Annotated in this window: 19 protein-coding genes; 2 read left to right on the top strand and 17 right to left on the bottom strand. The window is 59.1% G+C overall.

What is annotated here, in order from left to right:
• Position 1: 1 nt before the first annotated feature.
• Genes BW43_RS15755 through tssA form a run of 16 tightly spaced genes read right to left on the bottom strand, consistent with a single transcriptional unit; the run spans position 2 to position 19,755 of the window.
• Entirely contained in the window at positions 2–844 is an 843-nt protein-coding gene (locus BW43_RS15755; RefSeq protein WP_032886513.1) for a serine/threonine-protein kinase, read from the bottom strand.
• Positions 841–1,563: a PP2C family serine/threonine-protein phosphatase gene (locus tag BW43_RS0127430; RefSeq protein ID WP_081797690.1), complete on the bottom strand. Its 723-nt coding sequence runs from the start codon at positions 1,561–1,563 to the stop codon at positions 841–843. The genes BW43_RS15755 and BW43_RS0127430 overlap by 4 nt, the downstream gene beginning before the upstream one ends.
• Positions 1,560–4,937, bottom strand: coding sequence for a type VI secretion system membrane subunit TssM (tssM, locus tag BW43_RS15750; RefSeq protein WP_032886516.1), 3,378 nt, complete (start codon positions 4,935–4,937; stop codon positions 1,560–1,562). The genes BW43_RS0127430 and tssM overlap by 4 nt, the downstream gene beginning before the upstream one ends.
• A 15-nt stretch (positions 4,938–4,952) precedes the next feature.
• Entirely contained in the window at positions 4,953–5,816 is an 864-nt protein-coding gene (gene icmH / locus BW43_RS15745; protein ID WP_032886517.1) for a type IVB secretion system protein IcmH/DotU, read from the bottom strand.
• 5 nt (positions 5,817–5,821) lie between these two features.
• Positions 5,822–7,150, bottom strand: a complete 1,329-nt coding sequence (gene tssK / locus BW43_RS15740; protein WP_032886519.1) for a type VI secretion system baseplate subunit TssK — start codon at positions 7,148–7,150, stop codon at positions 5,822–5,824.
• A gap of 11 nt (positions 7,151–7,161) precedes the next feature.
• Positions 7,162–7,638, bottom strand: a complete 477-nt coding sequence (gene tssJ / locus BW43_RS28335) for a type VI secretion system lipoprotein TssJ (protein WP_081797696.1) — start codon at positions 7,636–7,638, stop codon at positions 7,162–7,164.
• Between the two features lie 5 nt (positions 7,639–7,643).
• On the bottom strand, positions 7,644–8,828 hold the full coding sequence (tagH, locus tag BW43_RS15735; RefSeq protein WP_032886607.1) for a type VI secretion system-associated FHA domain protein TagH: 1,185 nt from the start codon (positions 8,826–8,828) through the stop codon (positions 7,644–7,646).
• 16 nt (positions 8,829–8,844) lie between these two features.
• A complete protein-coding gene (locus BW43_RS28340; RefSeq protein ID WP_081797692.1) occupies positions 8,845–8,976 on the bottom strand; it encodes a type VI secretion protein in 132 nt (43 codons plus the stop codon).
• A gap of 59 nt (positions 8,977–9,035) precedes the next feature.
• Positions 9,036–10,568 (bottom strand): sigma-54-dependent Fis family transcriptional regulator, encoded by a 1,533-nt coding sequence (locus BW43_RS15730; protein WP_032886521.1) that lies wholly within the window; start codon positions 10,566–10,568, stop codon positions 9,036–9,038.
• Entirely contained in the window at positions 10,565–13,003 is a 2,439-nt protein-coding gene (locus tag BW43_RS15725; RefSeq protein WP_032886522.1) for an AAA family ATPase, read from the bottom strand. Before BW43_RS15725 ends, BW43_RS15730 begins: the two co-directional genes overlap by 4 nt.
• A gap of 9 nt (positions 13,004–13,012) precedes the next feature.
• Positions 13,013–14,020, bottom strand: coding sequence for a type VI secretion system baseplate subunit TssG (gene tssG, locus BW43_RS15720; protein WP_032886523.1), 1,008 nt, complete (start codon positions 14,018–14,020; stop codon positions 13,013–13,015).
• On the bottom strand, positions 13,984–15,771 hold the full coding sequence (tssF, locus tag BW43_RS15715) for a type VI secretion system baseplate subunit TssF (RefSeq protein ID WP_032886525.1): 1,788 nt from the start codon (positions 15,769–15,771) through the stop codon (positions 13,984–13,986). Before tssF ends, tssG begins: the two co-directional genes overlap by 37 nt.
• The gene (tssE, locus tag BW43_RS15710; RefSeq protein ID WP_032886526.1) at positions 15,761–16,180 is read right to left on the bottom strand and encodes a type VI secretion system baseplate subunit TssE; all 420 of its coding nucleotides are present in this window, start codon (positions 16,178–16,180) and stop codon (positions 15,761–15,763) included. Before tssE ends, tssF begins: the two co-directional genes overlap by 11 nt.
• Positions 16,177–17,652 (bottom strand): type VI secretion system contractile sheath large subunit, encoded by a 1,476-nt coding sequence (tssC, locus tag BW43_RS15705; protein WP_032886527.1) that lies wholly within the window; start codon positions 17,650–17,652, stop codon positions 16,177–16,179. The genes tssE and tssC overlap by 4 nt, the downstream gene beginning before the upstream one ends.
• Positions 17,653–17,680: 28 nt before the next feature.
• Positions 17,681–18,178 carry a type VI secretion system contractile sheath small subunit gene (gene tssB / locus BW43_RS15700; protein ID WP_032886528.1) on the bottom strand — a complete coding sequence of 166 codons (498 nt, stop codon included), beginning with the start codon at positions 18,176–18,178 and terminating at the stop codon, positions 17,681–17,683.
• 29 nt (positions 18,179–18,207) lie between these two features.
• A complete protein-coding gene (tssA, locus tag BW43_RS15695) occupies positions 18,208–19,755 on the bottom strand; it encodes a type VI secretion system protein TssA (protein WP_081797694.1) in 1,548 nt (515 codons plus the stop codon).
• A 476-nt stretch (positions 19,756–20,231) separates the two neighbouring features.
• Between tssA and BW43_RS15690 the strand changes: the two genes are divergently transcribed.
• Positions 20,232–20,747, top strand: coding sequence for an Hcp family type VI secretion system effector (locus BW43_RS15690; protein WP_032886529.1), 516 nt, complete (start codon positions 20,232–20,234; stop codon positions 20,745–20,747).
• 53 nt (positions 20,748–20,800) lie between these two features.
• On the opposite strand, the gene BW43_RS15685 is transcribed toward BW43_RS15690, so the two are convergent.
• The gene (locus BW43_RS15685; RefSeq protein WP_032886530.1) at positions 20,801–21,622 is read right to left on the bottom strand and encodes an aldo/keto reductase; all 822 of its coding nucleotides are present in this window, start codon (positions 21,620–21,622) and stop codon (positions 20,801–20,803) included.
• Between the two features lie 106 nt (positions 21,623–21,728).
• Between BW43_RS15685 and BW43_RS15680 the strand changes: the two genes are divergently transcribed.
• A complete protein-coding gene (locus BW43_RS15680; RefSeq protein ID WP_032886531.1) occupies positions 21,729–22,223 on the top strand; it encodes a DUF1543 domain-containing protein in 495 nt (164 codons plus the stop codon).
• The last annotated feature ends 75 nt before the right edge of the window (positions 22,224–22,298 follow it).

Here is a 22,298-nt window from a genome sequence, read left to right on the forward strand (position 1 = left end):
ACTAAAAAAACCAGTGGCGTCGCCGTCCATTTATCGCTTCGCACAATTCTTCGGCCGAAAGGGTGCGTCGTTCAGGGTCCACCTCCAACGCACAACGCAACGCGGACCAGCACTGGCGGGGCAGTTGTCGTGGCCTCGGCAATGGCTTATTCAACTGCCACTTGCCGGGGCGGTTTCCCTGGGCGAGTTCATAGATCACACAGGCCGCGCCATACAGATCGGCCCTGGGAGACAGGCGCCCGCCCGCCATCAATTCCGGTGCCGCATACGCCGGCGTCCAGGCGTTTAAGCGGCTGCGACTCAAGCCAGGCAAACCTGCAGCCTGCTGTGCCTCGCCATGCCCCAAACCAAAATCAAACAACTGCACACCCTGCTCGCCCACCATGATATTGGCGGGCTTCACGTCGCCATGCAGAACGCCCTGCTGGTGGGCATACGCCAGCGCATCCAAGAGTTGCATTGCGATGGGTTTCAGCTCCCTCCAAGGCAATCCATCAGGGCACTCCTTGAGCAGCCGGTCCAGGGTCATACCGGTGAGCAACTCCATGGTGAAGAATGCAACCTGGCGCGGGGTGTCAACCTCGAAGGAAAACGTTCTGACCACATGATCGTGGCGCAGGCTTCGGGTCAGGGCGAACTCGCTGTACAGCAATACATGGCCGTCGGGGGATTCGGCGAGCGTATCGCCCAGCAGCTTCAGCGCTACCCATGCGTTGGGCTCGCCGAACGCCTCGTGCAGCAGATCACGGGCGCGGTAAACCACGCCCATCCCGCCTGTGCCCAATTCGCGTTCGAGGTGATAGCGTCCTGCAAGCAGGTTCGGTGGGCCGGTGACTGCACTCATGGCTGAACCACCACGGCCGTCAGGTCATCCCGCGCGGCCCCTCGCATTACGTTGGTAAATAAGCGATCCACCACCTGCAAGGGCGTCCCCACACTCAGGGCGCTGCCCAGTTCGCCGTGGCTGAGCCCCTGATACAAACCATCGCTGCACAACAAAAATACATCCCCCGGCTGGATACTGAGTTCCAGCACTGCCAGGCTCAGTGGCTGTCGGCCGCCAATGGCACGGGTCAACGCCTTGGCATCTGGATGGGCCTGGGCCTGCTCCAGGCTCAACTGCTGCTTGTCCATCAGGTGCTGCCACAGCGAGTGGTCCCGCGACAGTTGGTACAACCGCTGTCCCCGCCACAGATAGCAACGGCTATCCCCGACCCAAATGCACGCGGCGCGATTGCCCTCGCGCAGTAGCACCACCACGGTGCTGCCCATGATGCCCTCGGCGGCTTGCTTTATTGCTTGCCCCATTTCACTGTCGAGCGATCGCAAACACCGCCTCACGGCCTCGACCCGTTCGTCAAAGCTGCCCTGATCAGGTAACGAAGCCAGGCTGCTGATTACCCAGCGGCTGGCCACATCCCCAGCCTGATGACCACCCATACCGTCGGCTACTGCCCAACACCCCCGCTGGGGGCAGTCGAGAAACGCGTCCTCGTTGCGCAAACGCGCCTTGCCCCGGGCCGTTCGCCCAGCACTGTATCCCGCGGTATGTGCCTGGTTCACAGTTGCTCCGGCAAGCGGAATGTGCGCCAGTTCGCCATTTGGAACGGACCGAGACTGCGCTGACTGCTGAGCAGGAAGTTGGCGCGCATGCCATCGAGTTCGGCCTTGATCAGCTGTGCGCCCTGACCAATCGCTGGCTCACTTTGCATCAGCTCGAAAAATCGAAACAACGACCAGGGGCCCGCGTTTTTTTCAATCCCCAACGGCCGCTGCACACCCCTCTCCAGTACCAGGCTGCTACGGCCATTATCCGTCTCGCCCGGCCACTGGAACGCCATAGGCACAATCGGACCATGACGGTATTCAAGGTGTTGATCCCCAATGCTCAAGACGGCACGGCTGACTGCCTGATCAAGGCTATAGGGAGCCAGCGTGAACCGCACCGCCCAGTCCCCCTGATCTTCGGTGAAGAAGCCCTGGCGGATCATCTGGGCTCTGGTCAGTTGGTCTAACAGTGAGCGCGACAGCCCCAGGCTACGGCCATCGAGCCCCCGTAGGCGATAGCGACTGCCCTCGGCACTGACAAAGGAGCGCAGGTAGCTTTCATAAAAGCTCGCCATGGCGCCCTGGGGTTTGAAAAACGCCTGGAAATCGCCAAGGGCGACATCACTGGTGGCAGTGGCATCGAACGGATACCGATGCTGGATCGCCTTGGTGTAAAAGCCATAGACCTCACTTTGGTAGCGCTGATTGATATACACATAGGCATCGTCGAGCAGTAGTCGCCAGCTGTCATCGGCAATGCCTTCAAACCAGCCTTTGAGCGGCAGCGGCAAGCGCGCAGCAGCATCACGCAGGCTACCCAACAACGGCTGTTGCCCTTCCATACGCTGCCTGACCATCGTAAATACCGCCTGCTCCGGCACGCCTTCGCGGTTCAGGGCCGCCAGTTGCAGATGCCATCCATCGAGCAGCCGCAAAGCCTGCGTCAGCTCAACGCCGGGGTTTTGTTCCGCATCCAGCAATTGATGCAGAGGGTCGAACCGACGCTGCAGCGCGCGTCGGGCAGAGTCAGGTGCAGCCTGCCCCTGCAGTTGGCTGAGCAACACACTGGAAGCGGAAGTCTCCACATCCACGACCTGTTGGGTAACGGCCTCAAGGCGATCAGTGGCCGAGAGCAAGCGCGTATTTTCCCGAACCTGTTGCAACAGTTGCACCAACGGCGACTGCGCTGACGCCAGGCTGGCAAGCCCGTCCGCATGCTGCCTCAGGCTGTTACTTTCCTGCAGACGAACTTGACCAAGCGCCTCACTCCACGTATCAGCGTACTCACTGAAATAGCGCTGCTCCAACTCCAGCATCAAACGCCGCAAATCCAGTGCACTCAGATCTGCGCCCTCCCCGATGACCCAATTATCCTGAGCGATGGAGTTAACCAGGCGCGGGCCTTGCCTTTCAAAATACTGCACATACCGTTTGGTGTAGAAGCCGGGTATGGGCTGCTCGGCAGTGACAAACCCCCGTCCCTCGGCCAGGCGAAGAGGCTCAAGACTTCTCGCCTGGTCACGCAGCACCCGGTAGACCACGCCTGCCAAGGATTCACCACGCAACTCCTGGCGAGCCTCAGCAACCAGTTCAACGTCCGAGGACGTCTCGAACGACAGCCCCAGTAATCGTGCAAGGTGTTCATTCAACCGATTCTGCGTCGCAGCATCACCGGCATAACGCACCGACCAATGACCGGCTACACGCTGCGCGAGCCAACCGTTATCGCGACGCTCACGCAGGCTGAGCATCAGGTAAGCCCGCAGGCTATCCAGCAGTTCCTCGCGGTCGCCAAGACTGGCTCGCACCTGTTCTTCCAGCATCGAGGAGACCAGAGGTAGCAACTGCTCACGCAGTGAATCTTCATAGGCACTGACCAGCAGCGGCCGACTCAACTCCCCTTGATACAACCCCCCGCGCTCGACCAATCGAGCGTCCGCCAACGCGGGAAATACCTGAGTAGCGGCCAAGCGAGCATCTAACAGCGGCAGCCGCGCCAGGGTAACGTCCAACCCTGGCACGGCGGGCGGCTGTGGTTTGCTCAGTTGAGCCAGTTGCATCAAGCGTTGGTGGTTGACCGAATAGCTGTAGGCCCACAGCCCTCCCGCGCCGAGAATAGCCAGGGAAGCCGCCACCGCCAGCAACCCTTGATGTCGACGGATACGCTGTCGCTCTGGAGTATGCAGTCCCGCAAGATTGGCCTCGGCAACAATCACCCGGTTGAACAGGCCCTGTACAAAGTGGGAACGTCTGTCAGCCGTCTGTGCACACGTCAGGTAAAACCCGCGCAAACCGTTAATACGCTGGAAGCGGTGGGCAGAGAACGCAGACTCCACAAACAGGCACAAACGCTCCCCGATTTGCGCGACCTGCCGCGGAAAGTCGAGCATCTGGCCGCGACGCTCTGCGTTTCGCTCCTGATGCAAACGCGGGATTAACTCTGCGGCGAGGCGTTGCAGCAACGCCTCGAACGCTTCACGGACCTGGGTAATGTCAGCACCGGCCGGGCCTGTCACCAAACGCTCTCCCAGCAGAGAGTCGGCACTGTCGCCCTGTGCCGCATCAAAGAATTCCACAAAGCCTGGCAGTCGGTCAGCGTGGGTCAACACCAAGTAAATCGGCACATCCACATGCAGCGTCTGCTGGATGTCCTGCAACCGCGTATGTACGTTTCGCGCATGCAAGTCCAGATCGCGTTCATTGCTGCCAAGCAGCGTCTCCACCGCCAGGGTCACGATCACGCCATTGAGCGGACGAGCCCTGCGCCGGACTTTGAGCAGGCCTAGAAACGTCGACCACCCTGCCCCGTCGACGGCGCTGTCCGGTTGAGCCAGGTAGCGCCCCGCACTCTCGACGAGTACGGCATCGTCGGCCAGATACCAATCAAAATACTGTGACGCGCCAGGGGTTTTAATCCCCTCGCCTCGATCAAGCGCAAAGTGCGATCCGCAGGCAGCCAACAGGCGAGTCTTGCCACTTCCCTGCTGCCCGATCAACAGATACCACGGCAAGTCGCTGCGCCAACGCTCACTGCGTTCACCGTAGCGACGCGAAGTTTTCAGCGTGTGCAACGCCTCCTTGAAGCGCCCTCTTACCTGCTTCTGCTCGTCCTCGACCAACCCCAGGCGCTCATGACGCTCCTGGTGTGCAGGCTGGTTAAGTCGTGCGGAACGGCGCCCACCCACCATGACCATCGCTAGCCCCCACAGCAGGAACAATCCACTGATGGTCAACAGCCGAGCCGGAGCGCCTTGCCAGAACCGGTGATCATCCACCGCCAGCAACGGCCCAAAAAACCATACGAGCAGCGCGCTGCACAACACGATCAACAGGCTCCAGACCCAACTTTTGCGCAGCACTGTGCCCACGCCCATGAAGAATGCGTTCATTCATTACTCCCAGCGTTACAAGGGCGACCGTGTCTGATCCGGCGCCAACATTTGAAAGGGTTGCAGCACTGTCATGCGTTCATTAGCCAATGCCCATGCAAACGCCAAGTACATAGCCAGCACACAGCCGAGGGTGAAGACGACGAACCCGGTGACGGAAATTATGCGCAGCCGTGCTCCAGGTGCCCGTCCCAAGGGAGCGGGAGAAGACATCAGCGGGCGCTCACCACGCACATGCCTGATTTGTCGGTACAAACCATCTCGTACCGTTTCCAGCTGCATCCCTCCTCGCTCCATGATGCGGTATTTACCTTCGAAACCCAGTGACAGGCATAGGTACATCAGCTCCAGCAACGCCAGGTGCTTGACGGGGTCGCGGGATAAGCGCTCCAGTAGCCGGAAAAACTTTTCGCCACCGAAGGTTTCGTTGTGAAAGCGGCTCAGCAGGCTGGTCTTCGACCAGTCACTGCGACTGCCCCACGCCGTAGTGACCACCGCCTCGTCTATAACACTGCACAGCACATAGCGCGCCGACATGACCTGGGAAGCCTCTACGCCCTGGTGCAAGGCATGCGTTTCAAACGCGGTAATCCCCGACGACAATCGATCGTTGAGGGTCTGCAAGCTTTCCCGGCCGGTGCTGCCCTTGAGCTGGACGACCTGCGACAAGAGTTCCCAGGCAGCGGCCACTAGGGCGTTGGGCCCGAAATTAAAGCTCTGTGCTCCTTGCAGACCGGCGGTGTAGATCATCCGGTCCTCCAACTGCTCAAAGCGCGGAGGTGATGGGAAGTCCGTCACCGTCGCCTGGGCGGGCGCGCGACCATCGAGGTCAAGCAGAACGGTTTTCTCGTCCTGCGGGTATTCGCTGTCCATCGTCATGGCATTCAGTTCCTGATGGCCCAGAAGTTGAGTTCGAGCCCGGCGAACTCGCCGCTGGCGTGGAATGCAAAGCCACCCGATTGCTCCAACTGCGCGATGTCTCGGGCACTGAGTTCGAGCATGAAATAGGTCTTGCCGGCATGGAACGGAATCTGTCGAGGCGCCACCGGCAGTGGCTTGACCTTGATACCGGCGAGGTGCAGGTTGACCAGCTCGCGGATGCGCTCCACGGAGCCAATTTTCAGGTGTGCCGGCAGGCGGTGGCGCAGTTCTTCGGAGTCGCACTGCGCCGTTGCCGCCAAAATGAAGGTCGCGCTGCCCAGCAATTTGAGGTCACTCACCGGGCACACCAGCACCCCATACTGCCGCTGCTCCAATGGCAACTCGATGGCGTGTTGCTCCAGCACCAACGACAGCACTGCACGGATGCCGTCCATCAACCCGCGAAAACTCGCCCCCTGCTCACCATGCTTGTAACGACTTTCCACCGTTGGACGCTTGTTATCGGTGGAGAACGTGGACAACTCGCCCAGCATCGACAGCAACACCCGGTACAGAGCCTCCGGACGCACTTGGCCCTGACTCAAAAAGTGGCGCAACACCAACTCGGTACGGTTGATCAATTGCAGCATGAGAAAGTCGCCAATCTGAGCGCCCTCCGATCCGCCCCCGCCCCTGATTCTCTCGGCAATCGCATCGCCTCGGGTGGTGAGCAGACTGATGACCTCCTTGAGGCATGACGAGACATAGCCAGAGCTTTGCAGATAGATAAACGTCGGTACAAAATCCGCGTCCAGCCGCACACCTCCCTCGCCCGTCGAGTCCAGCACTTGGGCGACCTGCAGTTTCACATGCAGCGCGTCAGCGGGTTGCTCGCCTAACAGCAATCTTAGGTCCGGGTGTGCACAGTTGATCTGGCAACGGGACTCAACACCGGCATTGGAATCGCTGATCTGCGCTGCGCAACTGACGTAGCGAGCCAGCACATCGCTTTGCTCTCGCTGGCGCACCTCGACCTGATTGCCGATGGCCAATGGCAACGCCAGATACACAGCCTGCCCACTGGTGTTGGCAGGGACCTGCAACACCAGGGGTTCCATTGCGTTGTTCAGCTCGAAAAAGCTGCCATCGGGAAATACACCGCTGGCCTGGTTGACGACCACTTTGCCCAAATTGAGGTATTGCACATCGACGTCAAGGGTCAGGAACCCCCAGCCATCAATTCCCAGCAAGCGGGTGCGGTTGAGCTGCTCGCGGTAGTAGCGGTCGTTGTGCTGCAAGTGTTGGGGGCGAAGCAGCATGCCCTCCTGCCAGACAACTTTATGAACCTGCATCTCTGATCCTCCTACCTTGGGGCTTGAGGGGTAACGACGCGAACCCCGGACTCGTCGAGCATCAGCTCAACACGCGTCAATCGTTGCTGGGCTACGGGCAGCACAAGCCGCCATTGCACATGGGGAAGGTCCCGATAGGCAGCCAGCACCCCGACATAACGGCTCTGTGGCTCAACACTGAGCTTGAACGCCAGTTGCTCACCGGGGCGCAGCTCCAACTCCTCGCCGTTTACCCAGTCCTTGGGCAACGCCTGCGCGGCGCGGTTATAGAGGGTGAAGAAGTCAGCATGTTCAAACGCTACGGGGTGTCGCAGCTCAAGCAGGCGCACGACGACAGGAGAAGGACGGCCATGAAGATCGGGATTGACGCCTTCACTTGCCGTCAACGTCAGGTCCACCTTGGTCAGGGTCGAAAAAGGTGACAGGCTGGCGCAACCGGCCAGCAGGCTCAGTGCGATCAGTATTGATACAACGGTGGCTCGATACATGAAGGTCATCCCGGATAAGTCGTGTGCAAAGTAGCGACCAGGCGCACCTGCTCTTCGTAGGCGTTGGAAAACTCGTTACGCAACAGATGCTCGCCCGAGGTTTGTTCATCAATCAGGCTCCGGTAATGGCGTTGGTAAGCCCGCCAATGAGATCCATCCGTTGAGAACCTGGCCGGTGTGCTCTGGCGCTCGAAGCACAGCAACAGATGGCTGGGTGCAAATGCCGCAACCGCGCCGCGCATTGCGGCACGGCAGGCAACGACCAAGGCCAGTTGGTGGACTTGCATATCCCGGAACGCCTGGGCGACTGCTACCTCAGCAGGCAACTGCCCCAACTCGCCGGGGCCCAACAATGCGGTCAAGGCTGACTGGGTATCGGCGCACTCATTCAAGGGGTTGTAGCGCTTGAGCGCAGGCGAGGTCCGGCCCAGATCCAACTCTGCGTTCAACTCATCGCGAGTCCGCAGACTCTGCTGCAGACCTTCGATGGTTTGCCTGAAAAGACCCGCCACCTTCAGCGCGACGGCCTCGCACGCCGGTGGATCGAGCGCATCCAGCTGCATGCCCAAAGCCTCGGCGAATTGGGACCAGAAGGGGTCACGGGCGGGTGCAGCAACCTGCTCGGCTGGAGTCAAGGCCTCATCCGCCAATGGCCCACTCCATCTGGGCACGATCAAGTGATCCTGCTCGACGGCGCCGTGAAAAAGTGCACCGTTCGCTTGCTCGGCCAAGGGCTTTGACACCTCCAGCCCCTCGGTTAAATCGCCATACAGTGCTTCACAATCCAGCGCGTGCAAGGGGTCCAGCACCAAAAAGGCATCGTCAGGAATCCTGTCGGTGCGGAACAACGGCTGCTGGCCCATTTGTGCCCCCCGGGCCATCAACCGCGCACGGATTTGCACCGCCCCCAATTGGTAGACATCGCCCTCGTTGATCAGTCGTGCTTGCCCCTTGCCCAAACGTTCCGTACTGCCCGACACGCCAATGCCGTTACTGCTGATATCCGTTAAGAAATACTGCCCCTCCCGGTAACTGACCAGACCGTGATGACTGGAAAGCAACCGACTGGCGTCGGGAATGACCCAGTCACAACCCGCCCCGCGGCCGATCACGCCGCCAACGCCATCAAATGTTTTGACGCAAGCAGGCTCACCGCTTTCGGCATTACACACCTCAAACACTAATTGCATGGCAAGGCTTCCCTGTTCAATCGCTGCGACGGGTCGCCTGGGGATCACCCAGCGGACGGTAGTCAGCATCATCAAAAACGTAATTGGCGTTGCAGCCGCTCAACAAACACAGGACAAGCCCCAAGGCTTTCCACGTACGAAGAGGCATCAGGTATCTCCAATGAAAGTAAGGCTGGCCACTAAGAGTGAGGTCTGTATGTGCATGAATCAGCCTCCCCCTCGAACGTCGCCAACAGGGATTTTCAAGCGTGTAAGGCGGTAGAGCAGCGTGCGGCGAGCGACACCCAATTCACGTGCCGTGCGGGTCCGATTGCCACGATTCTTGTGCAGGCAGTCGATCAGGAATGCTCGTTCAACCTGCTCCAGGCGCTGGCGCAATGTTGCGTCAACGGGAGTAGCGCTCGACGCGGACGACAGCGATAGGTGCTCCGGCAGCACCACTCCGTCGTCACAGAGCAGCACCGCGCGTTCCACCAGGCATTTGAGCTCACGAACATTGCCGGGAAAAGCGTGGCACGACAGTTGATCCAAGGCGGCAGCAGACCATTGCACCGCTGTGCGACCCAGTGCCGAACAGGCCGATTGGGCGAACTGTCGCGCCAACAGCAACACATCGCCGTCCCGCTCACGCAAGGCCGGTAATTCGATCGGGAACTGCGCCAGTCGGTAATACAAGTCCTCGCGAAACGTACCGTCGGCCACCATTGCACTGAGGTCGCGATGGGTCGCAGCGATAATCCGCACATCGACCTTATGGGCCGCACAGGCTCCCAGCGGTCGGACCTCGCCTTCTTGCAGCACCCGTAGCAGCTTGGCCTGGAGCGACAAGGGCATATCGCCGATTTCGTCCAAGAGCAATGTGCCGCCATTGGCGGCGTCAAATAGCCCGACGTGGTTACGTTCCGCACCTGTAAAGGCGCCTTTGCGATAGCCGAACAGCTCGCTTTCCAGCAGCCCCTCGGGAAACGCCGCACAGTTCTGCACCACAAATGCTTTGCTACCGCGCGGCCCAGAGGTATGGATGGCCCGGGCCACCACTTCTTTTCCGGTTCCGGTCTCCCCGCGCAGAAGCACCGTGTAGGGAGCATTCAGCACCTTACCGATCAGACGGTAGGTTTCGTCCATGGCTGTGCTGTTGCCGGTCAGCCCATAGGTGACACGAGCGGTGGGTGCGCAGACTTTGGCCTGGGAAGCGATGTTCTCAGGACGCCCCCGTCGCAACAAAGCCCGTTGACTCAAGGCGAAGCTACCCAATTGACTTAACGACGGGCCGTAGTTCTGCAGCCATCTCGGCTGCCGGCTGGCGCACAGCAATAGACCCGCGACCGCGTTGTGGCGACCGACCAGCGGAACGCATAACAGTGAGCGCCACGGCACTGTTGTCGCCGGTAAAAACCCGCTCTCATACACGCTGTCTTCCAGGTTCTCCAGGCTCAGGGAACAGCAACGACTGAGGACGTAATGCAACAGTTGCTGATGCTGAAAGTCGGGACCGCAAGCGAGGTCGCCCGGGGGCAGCGCGCCAGGCAAATGCTGGGCAATCAGATCGAGTCGACCTGTGCTCTCGTCACACCCGTACAACTGGCTGAGTTCGCATTGACTCAGTTGCGCTGCCGCTGCAACACACAGGTCTGGCAACGTTGACTCGTCACTGTCGATACCCATTCGGGTGAACCAGGCCAATAACGACTCGGCATAGGCCAGCGGCTCGGGTAGCTGGGCAAACCCACTGTTGATCATAGGCTGAACTCGCAGATCGGCTGCCCGTCACCATCCAGACTGGCATGCACCAGCGATAGGGACTCACCCATGGCCATCGCCCCCAAAAGCCGATCGACTATCTGCGGCAACAGATGAATCTCGATCCAGTGATCGATGTACCGCGCACCGCTGTCGCTATGGGTGCATCGCTCGGCCATGTGAGTGACGAGCTCTGTCGTATAGCTCAATGCCAACTTGCGCGACTTCAACCTTCGCCCAAGACGGTCCAGCTTGACTCTGGCCAGGTCATGCAGCACCGAACCCACAACCGGGTAATAAGGCACGACCCGCATCCGGGCGAGCAGTGCCGGTTTGAAGTAGTCGCGCAACGCGGGGCGGATTGCGTCTTGCAGCACCTGGGTGTCAGGTCGCAGACCTCCAGCGCATAAGTCGACGATGCACTCGCTGCCCAGGTTGGAGGTCATCAGGATCAGCGTATTGCGAAAATCGATTTCCCGGCCCTCTCCATCATTGGCCAGCCCCTTGTCGAAGATCTGATAGAACAGGTTCAACACTTCCGGGTCGGCCTTTTCGACTTCGTCGAGCAATACCACCGAATAGGGTCGCTGACGCACAGCCTCGGTCAACACACCCCCCTCGCCATACCCGACATAACCGGGTGGTGCGCCAATCAGCCGGGACAGGGCATGTTTTTCCTGAAATTCCGACATGTTGAGGGTGGTGACAAAACGCTCGCCGCCATACAGCAAATCACCCAGCGCCAAGGCGGTTTCGGTTTTGCCCACGCCACTTGGGCCGACCAACAAAAATACACCGACCGGCGCTTCGGCCTTGTTCAGCCCGGCCGCCACGGCACGCAAGTTGCGGTCGAGCGCCTGTATGGCGGGTTCCTGGCCGAGAATGCGCGAGCGCAGAGCATCGGCAACCCCCAGCACCGATTCACTGTGTTCAAGGGACAACTGCTCAACGGGAATACCCGTCCATGCGCCGATAACCTGTGCCACCCGTCGCGGGCAAACGTGCACCTGGTCCGCCAGCACCCGTTGTTCGAACCAGTGCTGTTCCAAACGTTGACGCTCACTCTCGATAGCCGCCAATCGCAGGTTCAATGCGTGCACAGCCTGCTCATCCACCGCAAGCCCTGCGTCTCTGTCTCGACTCAGCGCGTCCCGTTGCCGCGAGCCTTCAGCCTGTTCGGTGCATAAACGCTCTAATGCCTCTGGCATCGTTACCTGACTGATGCGCGCACGGGCACAGGCGGTGTCCAGCACATCCACGGCCTTGTCGGGCAGCTGACGCCCTGCCAGGTAGCGTGCGCTCATTTGCGCCGCCGCCACGACCGCATCGTCACGGATGTACACCTCATGGCTGGCTTCATACGCCGGAACCAGACCACGCAGGATCGAAATCGCCTGCTCCACGCTGGGCTCACCGACCAGCACAGGCTGGAAACGCCGCGCCAGGGCAGGATCTTTTTCGAAGTACTTCTTGTATTCGGACCAAGTAGTGGCCGCCAGGGTGCGCAACTCGCCGCGGGCCAGGGCTGGCTTGAGCAGGTTGGCTGCGTCGCCGGCTCCCGACTGGGCGCCCGCGCCCACCAAGGTGTGCGCTTCATCGATAAACAGAATCACCGGTTGGGGCGACGCATTGACTTCGTCGATCACGCCCTTGAGCCGTCGTTCGAATTCGCCCTTGATGCTGGCACCCGCTTGCAGCAAACCCATGTCCAGGGTCAGCACCCGCACATTCTGGAGCGGCTCCGGTACTTGTGAACTGGCGATGCGCAACGCAAGACCTTCGACAACAGCGGTCTTGCCTACCCCTGCCTCCCCCACCAGGATCGGATTGTTTTTGCGTCGACGCATGAGGATGTCGATCAACTGACGAATCTCGCCATCACGACACAGCACCGGGTCGATACGCCCTTCGCGCGCCTGGCGTGTCAGGTCATGGGTGAAACGTGCCAGCCATGACTCGTCGCTTGCGGCGGGGATGATGTCCGGGCGCTGGCTCAGCACGAAGCCCTGTACGCGCTGTGCATCCAAACGGCTCAACAACGCGTAATAGCGACTGCCTGCGTGTTGCAACGGGTGATGCAACAGCGCCAGTAACAGCGCACCATGGTCCACGTCGGTTTGACGCAACTCCAAATGAGCAACCAACAATGCCTGCTGCAACCATTGCACGAGGGCTTGGGCAAACACCGGGTTACGTGAAGCACTTCCCTCCCCCTTGGGCTGCAGCGTTGCTTGCAGCGTCTGCGCTTCGATCCCCGCGTCGGCCAAGGCTCTCATTAAAAGGCCATCGCGATGTTCCAGCTGGGCCAATAGCAAGTCTTCTACAAGCACTTCCCTGCCACCACGCGCCACACAACGCTCAGCCGAGCGCTCCAAGTCTTGGCGGACCGCAGGCGTCAACGTCCGGATAAGTTGTTGCAGGTCTACATTCATCATCAAGAGCCCCTAGTGAGCGTTGTTGGCCACGATGACCACACCGTCGGCGCATTCGTGTGCCAGCCAACTGGTCCAACCCAGCCTGCAGACGTTGTATTCACCCACGTGCAACGGCCTGATGGACTCCTTGTCCAGCACCAGGCGCAGGTCGTAATCCAGCGGGTCGCGAGCGGTCAGTCGTACCAACGCACACAGCAGCGGATAGTCCGCACCCGTCGGCAAAAAACCGTGGAACTGCTGCCAATCCAGGCCCTGTACGTGCACCCTGAACTTGCCACCGCAATCGGCGACCTGGTCTCCCAAAACCTGGTCGGTGCCCAGCACGCTGTTGGCAACACCCAACTGGTTCAACTGCGCGGGAGTAATGACCGCCGAGCGTTCGACCCACTGCTCAATAAACACGCGGTCGTGCTTGAAGTAGTAACGCAGCACTGTCTCGATTACCGCCGCCGAATGCGCCCGCAGACTAAGCAGACCCAGGTAGGGCAACAGCCGCTTGCAGTCCAACTGCGCTGCAGTGCGCAGCTGCCGGCCCTTCAACCCAATCAACGCAAACATCTGCTCGGAAAACGCGTCACGGGCCTGCGCCTGGAAGCTCACCTGGTAACGGTATTTGCGCCAGATCGGCAGCATCAGCCGTTGCAGACGATGGTGAAACAGATCCAGAAAATCGCGAGTGGCGTGTCCGCTCGCCTCATCGGCAAACGCCTGCTCGCCGTAAAACGCCGGCAAGGGCGACCCAGCGCCACACAGCCCCAGAACGTTGATGCGAAGACGCGCACGCAATTGACCGTGTTCAACAAAAAACTCCACCCGATCGATGTCGTGACCGGGAAAACCAAGACCTGGGTTGGCCTGAAACTCCAACCTGTCATAGAGCGCGTCGTCATCCAGCAACGGATGGGCGTCGCGCAGGCGCTTGATCACCTGCAAAATCGCCTGGAACAGCGAATATTCGCGGATCGCACTGCACAGTTCCTTCAAAGCAGGGGCTGCTGCCCCATCCGGGGTGGCCATAGGTACACATCTCCTTGTGTGCTGATGACACGTAGTTCGTGGTAGGCATTGAGGCTTGCGTAAAGCGCGAAGAACTCGTTCAGCACCGAGGCGAACACAAACGCTTCGCCCCTCCCGAGGAAGCCTTCGAAATCAATGCTCAGGTCAATCTGCAAGCCACGAAATGGCATTCCGCGGTACAAACGATCGACCGGCCTATGACTGATGGATCGCAACGCACCTAACCTTCTCTGGCTGACCTTTTGCGCGTGCCGGTCGTGGTAACGCGGCACGTCGTAGGTTTGCAGGAGCACCTTGAACGCGTTGATATCGGTCAGTGACAAATAGTTGAGCGACATGTTGCTGATCAGTCGCCAGAGAAAATCCTGGTCAAGGGGCGGCGCAAAACTCGCGGTCGGCGCGCAGATATTGCGAAACGACAACCCCTCCGGCGTCTGCTCACAGGGTTGATTGATGTCACCTGCCTGCAATTGCCGAGGCAGGTTGTGATTGGTACATGTCAGCTCGATCGACAGCGTTTCCTGGGCATGCACCTGCCCATTTCCAAACGTCAGCCAAGTATCGAGCCCTGTGTGGTGCGCCGACGCGCGCTGCCGAATGCTGTAGCTGGTGGGGGGCGCCGAAGCGTCGATATCGCCATCATGCTCGAAGGTTTCAAACGGGACGTACGCTTGATACCCCAACCCGCCAGGGCGCCAACCCATGACCTTATCTACGGAAAACACACAAGCATTTTCCCGCGCGTACTCTCCAGGAATCAGCAGGTACTCGTCCTGCTTGCCGTCCAGGCGTATCGGAACTGCATCATGTTTGAACAGGTTGACGATGGGCGTGCAGTACAGCTTCACGTTGCTCAAAGTGGGGCACTCGGTGGTCTGGCAGCCCACGCGCAACGTGAAGCACACTTGAATGCTGCAGATTTGCTTGAGTTGGTCCTGGGGCAACCGCTGCAGCACATCCAGCCCATTTACATCGACGAACAGATACTTTTCAGGAAAGGAGAAATACTCCTGCAAATGGCGATACCCACTAAACGTAGTGTGCGGATAGGGCATCAGCGCATGCTCCTCGGCGAACCCCACCGGTTTTACCTGCTCAGCGTCGAGTCGCAACAACAGGGACTTGCCATCAGCCGCGCTCACAGCTCGTCCATCGCAGTCCAGTGGTCGTAACTCGATACCTTCAAGCTCGCGCAATAGGCTCAGATATAACCCTTGGCTGATGTAGCGATCTCCCGCCAGATGCAGACGTAATTGGTCGAACTCACATTCGCTGAAATTGCCTCCGGCACTCATGTCGAGGCGCAGGCTCATCAACGCCTGTTCGCCTTGGACGCAATACTCCAATGCGCTCAGTTGCAACGGCAGGATGCGGGTGTCGTAACAGGTCCGAAAGCGACAGCGTTCGCCATTCACCGCACCGCTTTCGACTGGCGTATTCCGTGCGACCATCACCCCGACGCCCGTATGCTTCAGCGGGTCAAACTGCAAAATGCTGAACGCAGGTATCGGCCGCATATAGTTGGGCCACAGCAAATGCATCAACGAGTGCGTCAGCTCTGGCAACTCGTCATCCAATTTCTGGCGCAAGCGACCGGTGAGAAAGGCAAAACCTTCCAGCAATCGCTCCACATCCGGATCCTGGCCAGCCTCCCCTAGAAAGGGCGCCAGCGCGGGATTTCGCTCGGAGAAACGCCGCCCGAGCAGACGCAACGCACTGAGTTCACTTTGGTAATACTGGTTAAAGGACATCAGGCAAGACCTCAACCTGTCCCGCATCCCGCAGGCGCGCGGTGAACACCACAGGTTGCGTCACCCCGTCGATAGAGAGCGTGGCGTCGATGGCAAACGCCAGGGCCAAAGCGTCGTGACCTCGGGGTAACGACCTCACGCGGACTTGTTTCAAGCGTGGTTCGTAGGCGCGGATAAACCGCTCGATCAATAAGCGCGACTGGCTCAAGGACTCATGCAGACTCTGGTTCATGTCATTGAGGTCCGGCATTCCGTAGTCCGGCAGTGTCTGCACACTGCCTGCGCGGATGCTGAGCATTTTTCCCAGGTGAGCTGCGACAGACCTCACGCCACAGGCTGAATGCTCAGCTGGATACCCGAGTCGCTCAAACAGACTTCGGTTGCGGGTCACCCCTTGGCCCCTGCTCATTCTTTATCGAGCTTGCCAACCAGGGACAGCGTGAAGTCAGCCCCCATGTATTTGAAGTGCGGTCGTACGCTCAGGCTGACCCGGTACCAACCAGGCTCACCCTCAACGTCACTGACCACGATGCGCGCCGCACGCAATGGCCGCCGCCCACGCACCTCGGCACTGGGGTTGTCCTGGTCTGCGACGTACTGGCGAATCCACTTGTTGAGCTCCAGCTCAAGGTCGGTACGCTCCTTCCACGACCCCAGTTGCTCCCGTTGCAGGACCTTGAGGTAATGGGCCAGACGATTGACCACCATCATGTAGGGCAATTGAGTGCCCAGGCGGTAATTCAACTCCGCTTCCTTGCCCTCGGCACTGATGCCGAAACTCTTGGGCTTTTGTACCGAACTGGCGGAGAAAAACGCGGCATTGTCACTGCCCTTGCGCATCGTCAAGGCAATGAAGCCCTCTTGTGCCAGTTCATATTCGCGGCGGTCGGACACCAGTACTTCAGTGGGAATCTTGGTTTCGATTTCGCCCATGCTGTGGAAGTGATGCAAGGGTAAGTCTTCCACTGCGCCGCCGCTTTGCGGACCGATGATGTTAGGGCACCAACGAAACCGCGCGAAACTGTCGGTCAAGCGTGTGGCAAAGGTGTAGGCGGTGTTACCCCATAGGTAGTGCTCGTGGCTGTTCACCACGGTTTCTCGGTAGGCAAACGTCTTGACCGGGCATTCAAGGGGATCGTAAGGCGTTCGCAGCAGGAAACGCGGCACAGTCAGACCGATATATCGGGCGTCTTCGCTCTGGCGGAAGCTTTGCCATTTGGTGAATTGAGGGCCTTCGAAATGGTCCCTGAGATCCTTCAGATCAGGTAGGTCGGTGAAGCTTTCCAAACCGAAAAAACCCGGCCCGGCGGCAGCGATAAAAGGTGCATGGGCCATGCAAGCCACACTGGAGGCGTATTGCATCAACTTCACATCAGGGGCACTGGGCGACAGAAAGTAGTCGGCGATGATCGCGCCCACCGGCTGGCCGCCGAACTGACCGTATTCCGCACTGTAGACATGCTTATAGAGCCCTGACTGAGTCACTTCTGGCGAGTCTTCGAAATCATCCAGCAGGTCTTGCCGCGAGACATTCAGCAGTTCGATCTTGATGTTTTCTCGAAAGTTGGTGCGTTCGACCAACAGCTGCAGGCCTTTCCAGGAGGACTCCAGCGCCTGGAAACTTGGGTGGTGAAGAATCTCATCCATTTGCCGACTGAGCTTTTCGTCAATCTCGGCAATCATCCGGTCAACCAGACGCTTCTTGACCGGTTCACTGCTGTTCTGCGGCTTGATCAGTTCTTCAATAAAGGCCGAGACCCCACGCTTTGCAATGCCGTAGGCCTCGTCGTCCGCACTCAACAGAGTCTGAGCGATGATGTTGTCGAGGATGCTGCACTCATCAGTGCTGTGTACAGGTATCGGAGTGTGTTGAGTCGTCATGGCACCAGTGTCCTTTTACTGAGAAATATCAGGCGATTTGGCTGTTCAGGCCCAACTCTGCCAATACCCGGGCACGGGAGTCGTCATCGGCCAGAGCCTGTTCGATGGCTTTACGAAAGCTCGGCGTGTTGCCCAGCGGTCCCTTCAACGCCATCAACGCCTCACGCAGGGCCATCAGCTTGTGTAACTCGGGGATCTGCTCCACCAGGTTTGCGGGGTTGAAATCCTTCATCGAATTAATGCGTACCTGGATGGCGAGTTCTTCAACTTCGGCGCACTCCTGGAGACGGTTGGGTACATTCAGCGTGAGGCTCAGCGCCTGTTTGGCCAGCACCTCATCAAGGGTGTTCTTGTCGATGGCGATGGGTTTGCGATCTTCGAGCTTGCGCAGGTCCTCACGCTGGGTGAAGTCCCCCAGCACCAGCAGTTTCAACGGCAGCTCGACTTCTTCCTGAGCACCACCGATGGCGGGTTTGAAGGTGATATTGATGCGTTCCTTGGGTGCTACCGAACCTTCTTTGGCCATGGTATTTCTCCTTTTTTTGGCTCGTGAGCCTATTCAAGTACCGCTTCAAGATCGAAGAGGCACAGCCTGCGGTGGGTGTCTTCCTTGCGCTCGCGCACGGCATGGTTTTGCGGCATCAGGTCGCAGCAGCGATGCAAGAGTTGGGTGACTTGAAACGCCAGCTCCGGTTCCCAGCGCTCCAGGCCCGAGCGTTGCAGCTCGACATCCAAATGTTCGAGCAGGATCTTCGCCAATTCATGCTTGCCCGCGTGGACACATAAACGCGCCTGGGCCAAGCGCCAGTAAAAGCGTGCTCGATCACTGCGGGCGGCGTGCAAGCCTTGCTTGAGTTGTTGCACGGCGGCCTTGAGTCCCTCTTTGCCCAGCCGAGGCAATACATCCTGCAAAGCGATCTCCCAGGGCTCGGCATCGGCCACCACACCGGGCACTTCAGGCGCTTGCAGGTGATGGGAAACATGCAGTGCGATCCAGTCGCGAGTACTGCTGCTGGCAAAAGGAGCGCCATCGTGAAAACGAAACGCCGGTAAGTCCGGCAAGCGTTGCAGCAACAGGGCAAAGCTCACTTCCAGTTCGGTCATGGCCTGCTTCGCCTGCTGAGCCTCCAGGCATTGCCAGATCATGTGCAGCCCGTCGAACCAGAACATGGCACCTGAGAAGCAAGCCTCAAGTTCAACCAGCAGATCGGCGTGATGCCCTTGGCAAAACCGCTCCTGATAGCGTTTGAGCGTGTCGCAGGGCGGCGCGTACAGCGCGGTGACGCGCTCATTGTTGGCGTCCGGATAGCGGACGATGGCCAGCCATGCCAGCGTTCGGCTCAGGTGCAAGGCCCGCAAGTCGGTAGCGTTGTGGCGCAACCACCAGGTACACAACGGACGGGCTTGTTCTTGCAAGGCACGCAACAATTTATGCGCGTCCTTTTCGTTGTTGACCGTCAGTTCGGTTTTCGACAACGGGATGGTGGCCTGTTTGACGTGTGCAATCACGGCACTCACCCCTGTGACGGCGGGATGACCCTGCGCCGCAAGCTCCATCCGCTGGTCCAGTTGCCTGCGAATCGGTAGCAAGAGCGGCGCGCCCTCGCCCAAATGGGCAGTCCAGAGCTCATCAAGGCGCGAGAGTTGTTCCAGCAACGCTCGGAATAAAGGCTGCTGGTCCTGAAGCGAAAGGCTTTGAACAAGCAGTGTCTCAAGGCGCAAGACCAACCAGCCGAACGCCGCGCTGCGGGTGCGCAGCTTTTGTGGGTGCACCGTGGACCAATGATGCTCACAGAGATGACGCAGCAACCCGAGCCCTGCCAGCAGACCGGCAAAGGATTCGCGCTGGTACAGCGCCCACGTCAGCCAGACAGCCACGCGCAGATCTTTGGACTGCTCACGCAGCAGGCATTCGCTGATGTCCAGAGTCTTTTGCCAGTCCGGCTGGCCAGCGCCATGAATGGACTGCATCTTTCCCAGTTCAGACTCCAGGGCTTCATACTCACTCGAATACCGTATATCACCGCCAGCAAAACTTGTTTGCGAACAGGGTAGTTTGGCAAGTTCAAGATAATGAACGCAGAGTTTATCCGAGTATCCCATTTAGGACCGCACGCAATTAATCAAGGTACGAACAACAAACTAAGCAAACTTAAAATTCGCACTAGAATGTCATCTTGGCTTCGCTCGACTCGCCACGAAGTTCGCAAACCTTAGCCATGCCAATAACATTCAGCAAGCAATAACCACATACTTAAGACTTGTCCTACGGGTGACGTAAACTAAGGCATATGCCGGATATTGCGCAATAAAACCAGCCTATCGAATCGAATATCAGCGAAAATCAATTGCCAGGCGCCCTATCGGCACGAGCAATTAAATGCGCACTTATGCGCAATTAATACCCGACAAACCACCTCCAACCCCTCAATAACTTTCTACATGCCGCGCAGACACTCAACGGACACCAAGTACTTATTGGTTCCCACACTTTCAGGCACGTTTCTTGTTATAGGCATTTCTCCAACCGGCGCAGTCGCCGGTGTGAACGACCTTTCAATCAGGCAAGGAAACCCGTCATGCCAACACCCGCGTATCTCTCTATCACCGGCGTCAAACAGGGTTTGATTACGGCAGGCACATTTACTCAGGACTCTGTAGGCAACACTTATCAGCAGGGCCATGCAGACCAGATCCTGGTCCAGGCCTTTTCCCACCAAGTAGTCGTTCCGCGGGACCCACAGTCCGGTCAACCAACCGGCCAGAGGGTTCACAAACCGCTGATGATCAGTAAGGTCTTCGATAAGTCATCACCACTCCTGTTCAGCGCCTTGACCAGCGGTGAGCAGGTCACGTGCCGCCTGGAATGGATGCGCAGCACATCTGCCGGAGCACAGGAGCACTACTTCACCATCGAACTGGAAGGGGCAACCATCGTGGACATCCAATCACGCATGCCCAACTGCCAGGACCCGAGCAATGCCCACTTCACACACTTGGAGGACGTGTACTTCACCTATCGCAAGATCGTATGGACCCACGAAGTGTCCGGCACGTCCGGGTCGGATGACTGGCGCAGCCCGGTAGCCGGTTAACCCGGCCCCACGCAGGAACGGGCGCCAGGGACGGCGCCGTTTCTGCGAGCGGGTTAGACCATCGCCAGCGGATGCTTGCGCTTGGGCGCGCCGAAGACGCGGTCGATGGCGTCTAGATCATGCTCATCGAGCACCAGTTTGGCGGCGGCTGCGTTCAGTCGCACGTGCTCCGGCGACACAGCCTTGGGAATGGCGATCACGCCCTCTTGGCGCAACACCCAGGCCAGAGCGACCTGCGCCGGTGTGACCTCATGACGATGGGCGATCTGCTTGAGCGTCGCGCTGGACAGTAACTCACCGCCTTGCGCGATCGGGCAGTACGCCATCAAGGGCAAGTGATGTTGCTGCCACCAGGGCAGTAGATCGAACTCGATGCCGCGCTCTTCGATGTTGTAGAGCACCTGATTGGTTGCACAGGCTGGGGAGGCAAGCTCCTGCAGGTCTGCCACGTCGAAGTTGGAGACACCCCAACGACCGATCTTGCCGGCTTCGCGCAGACGCTCGAAGGCTTCAACGGTTTCTTCAAGCGGGTATTGGCCACGCCAGTGCAGCAAGTACAGGTCGATGTAGTCAGTGCCCAGCCGCTGGAGGCTGGCTTCGCAGGCCCGCGGCACACCCTTGTGGCTGGCATTGTGCGGGTAGACTTTGCTCACGAGGAACACCTGGTCACGTTTGCCGCGAATAGCTTCGCCAACCACTGTTTCGGCGCCGCCCTCGCCGTACATTTCGGCGGTATCGATCAGGGTCATGCCCTCGTCGATCCCCAGTTGCAATGCGGCAACTTCGGCGCGGTGCTGGTCCGGGTTTTCGCCCATGCGCCAGGTTCCCTGGCCGATGACAGGGACGGGAACGCCGGCCAGATCAATAGTACGCATGACAACCTCCTGATGAGTTCGCGGGTTAACAGTGTGGCATTGGTCGGACAAAAGGGTTCAATCGAAGTATGGTTGCCCTTTGCCAAGTCGCGAGGAAAGACCCGCAATGCTGTTTATCGTGATGCTCGGGGGCAAGCACCCCAGGGCGAAAATCGAAGTTCACGATGTGGTGTTCGCCGCTGCGGATACGCTGGAAGCCACTTACCCGCAATTGCGCGACGGTTGGTTTGGCAGCCCCAAGGGCGTGCATATCGATTCCTGGATGGCCGTGGATGGCGTCGACGGCTGGAAGGTCGAACTCAGCCACCTGGCGCCCCAGGCCGGCGCCCATCACTTGTACTTCATCAACCTTGGCGGGTACGAAGCGAACACCTTTGGCGAGGCCCATCATTACCTGCTGGTGGTTGCGCGCAACAAACAGGAAGCCACCCGCATGGGCAAGCAACAGATGCTGGGGCATTGGTCCCAGGGTCACACCGACGGCGTGCTGGATATCGATGACTGCCTGCCCATCGACCTGGTCGACGGGCGCTACCTGCACCTCGTCCAGGCACCGCACCGGGCAATCCTGCAGCGCAACGACTATATCGTGCTGCCCTGAGACCGGCCGATCAAATACCGGGAACTTTGCCAGGAAATAACCGCCTGAATCCGGTACGCTCACCCTTTTTACTCA

This window comes from Pseudomonas sp. RIT357, from assembly GCF_000632245.1.
GTDB lineage: Bacteria > Pseudomonadota > Gammaproteobacteria > Pseudomonadales > Pseudomonadaceae > Aquipseudomonas > Aquipseudomonas sivasensis.

Coding starts and splice junctions, on each gene's coding strand:
- BW43_RS15755 (WP_032886513.1), bottom strand. CDS start 844: ATGAGTGCAGTCACCGGCCCACCGAACCTGCTTGCAGGACGCTATCAC.
- tssM (WP_032886516.1), bottom strand. CDS start 4,937: ATGAACGCATTCTTCATGGGCGTGGGCACAGTGCTGCGCAAAAGTTGG.
- icmH (WP_032886517.1), bottom strand. CDS start 5,816: ATGACGATGGACAGCGAATACCCGCAGGACGAGAAAACCGTTCTGCTT.
- tssK (WP_032886519.1), bottom strand. CDS start 7,150: ATGCAGGTTCATAAAGTTGTCTGGCAGGAGGGCATGCTGCTTCGCCCC.
- tssJ (WP_081797696.1), bottom strand. CDS start 7,638: ATGTATCGAGCCACCGTTGTATCAATACTGATCGCACTGAGCCTGCTG.
- tagH (WP_032886607.1), bottom strand. CDS start 8,828: ATGCAATTAGTGTTTGAGGTGTGTAATGCCGAAAGCGGTGAGCCTGCT.
- BW43_RS28340 (WP_081797692.1), bottom strand. CDS start 8,976: ATGCCTCTTCGTACGTGGAAAGCCTTGGGGCTTGTCCTGTGTTTGTTG.
- BW43_RS15730 (WP_032886521.1), bottom strand. CDS start 10,568: ATGATCAACAGTGGGTTTGCCCAGCTACCCGAGCCGCTGGCCTATGCC.
- BW43_RS15725 (WP_032886522.1), bottom strand. CDS start 13,003: ATGATGAATGTAGACCTGCAACAACTTATCCGGACGTTGACGCCTGCG.
- tssG (WP_032886523.1), bottom strand. CDS start 14,020: ATGGCCACCCCGGATGGGGCAGCAGCCCCTGCTTTGAAGGAACTGTGC.
- tssF (WP_032886525.1), bottom strand. CDS start 15,771: ATGTCCTTTAACCAGTATTACCAAAGTGAACTCAGTGCGTTGCGTCTG.
- tssE (WP_032886526.1), bottom strand. CDS start 16,180: ATGAGCAGGGGCCAAGGGGTGACCCGCAACCGAAGTCTGTTTGAGCGA.
- tssC (WP_032886527.1), bottom strand. CDS start 17,652: ATGACGACTCAACACACTCCGATACCTGTACACAGCACTGATGAGTGC.
- tssB (WP_032886528.1), bottom strand. CDS start 18,178: ATGGCCAAAGAAGGTTCGGTAGCACCCAAGGAACGCATCAATATCACC.
- tssA (WP_081797694.1), bottom strand. CDS start 19,755: ATGGGATACTCGGATAAACTCTGCGTTCATTATCTTGAACTTGCCAAA.
- BW43_RS15690 (WP_032886529.1), top strand. CDS start 20,232: ATGCCAACACCCGCGTATCTCTCTATCACCGGCGTCAAACAGGGTTTG.
- BW43_RS15685 (WP_032886530.1), bottom strand. CDS start 21,622: ATGCGTACTATTGATCTGGCCGGCGTTCCCGTCCCTGTCATCGGCCAG.
- BW43_RS15680 (WP_032886531.1), top strand. CDS start 21,729: ATGCTGTTTATCGTGATGCTCGGGGGCAAGCACCCCAGGGCGAAAATC.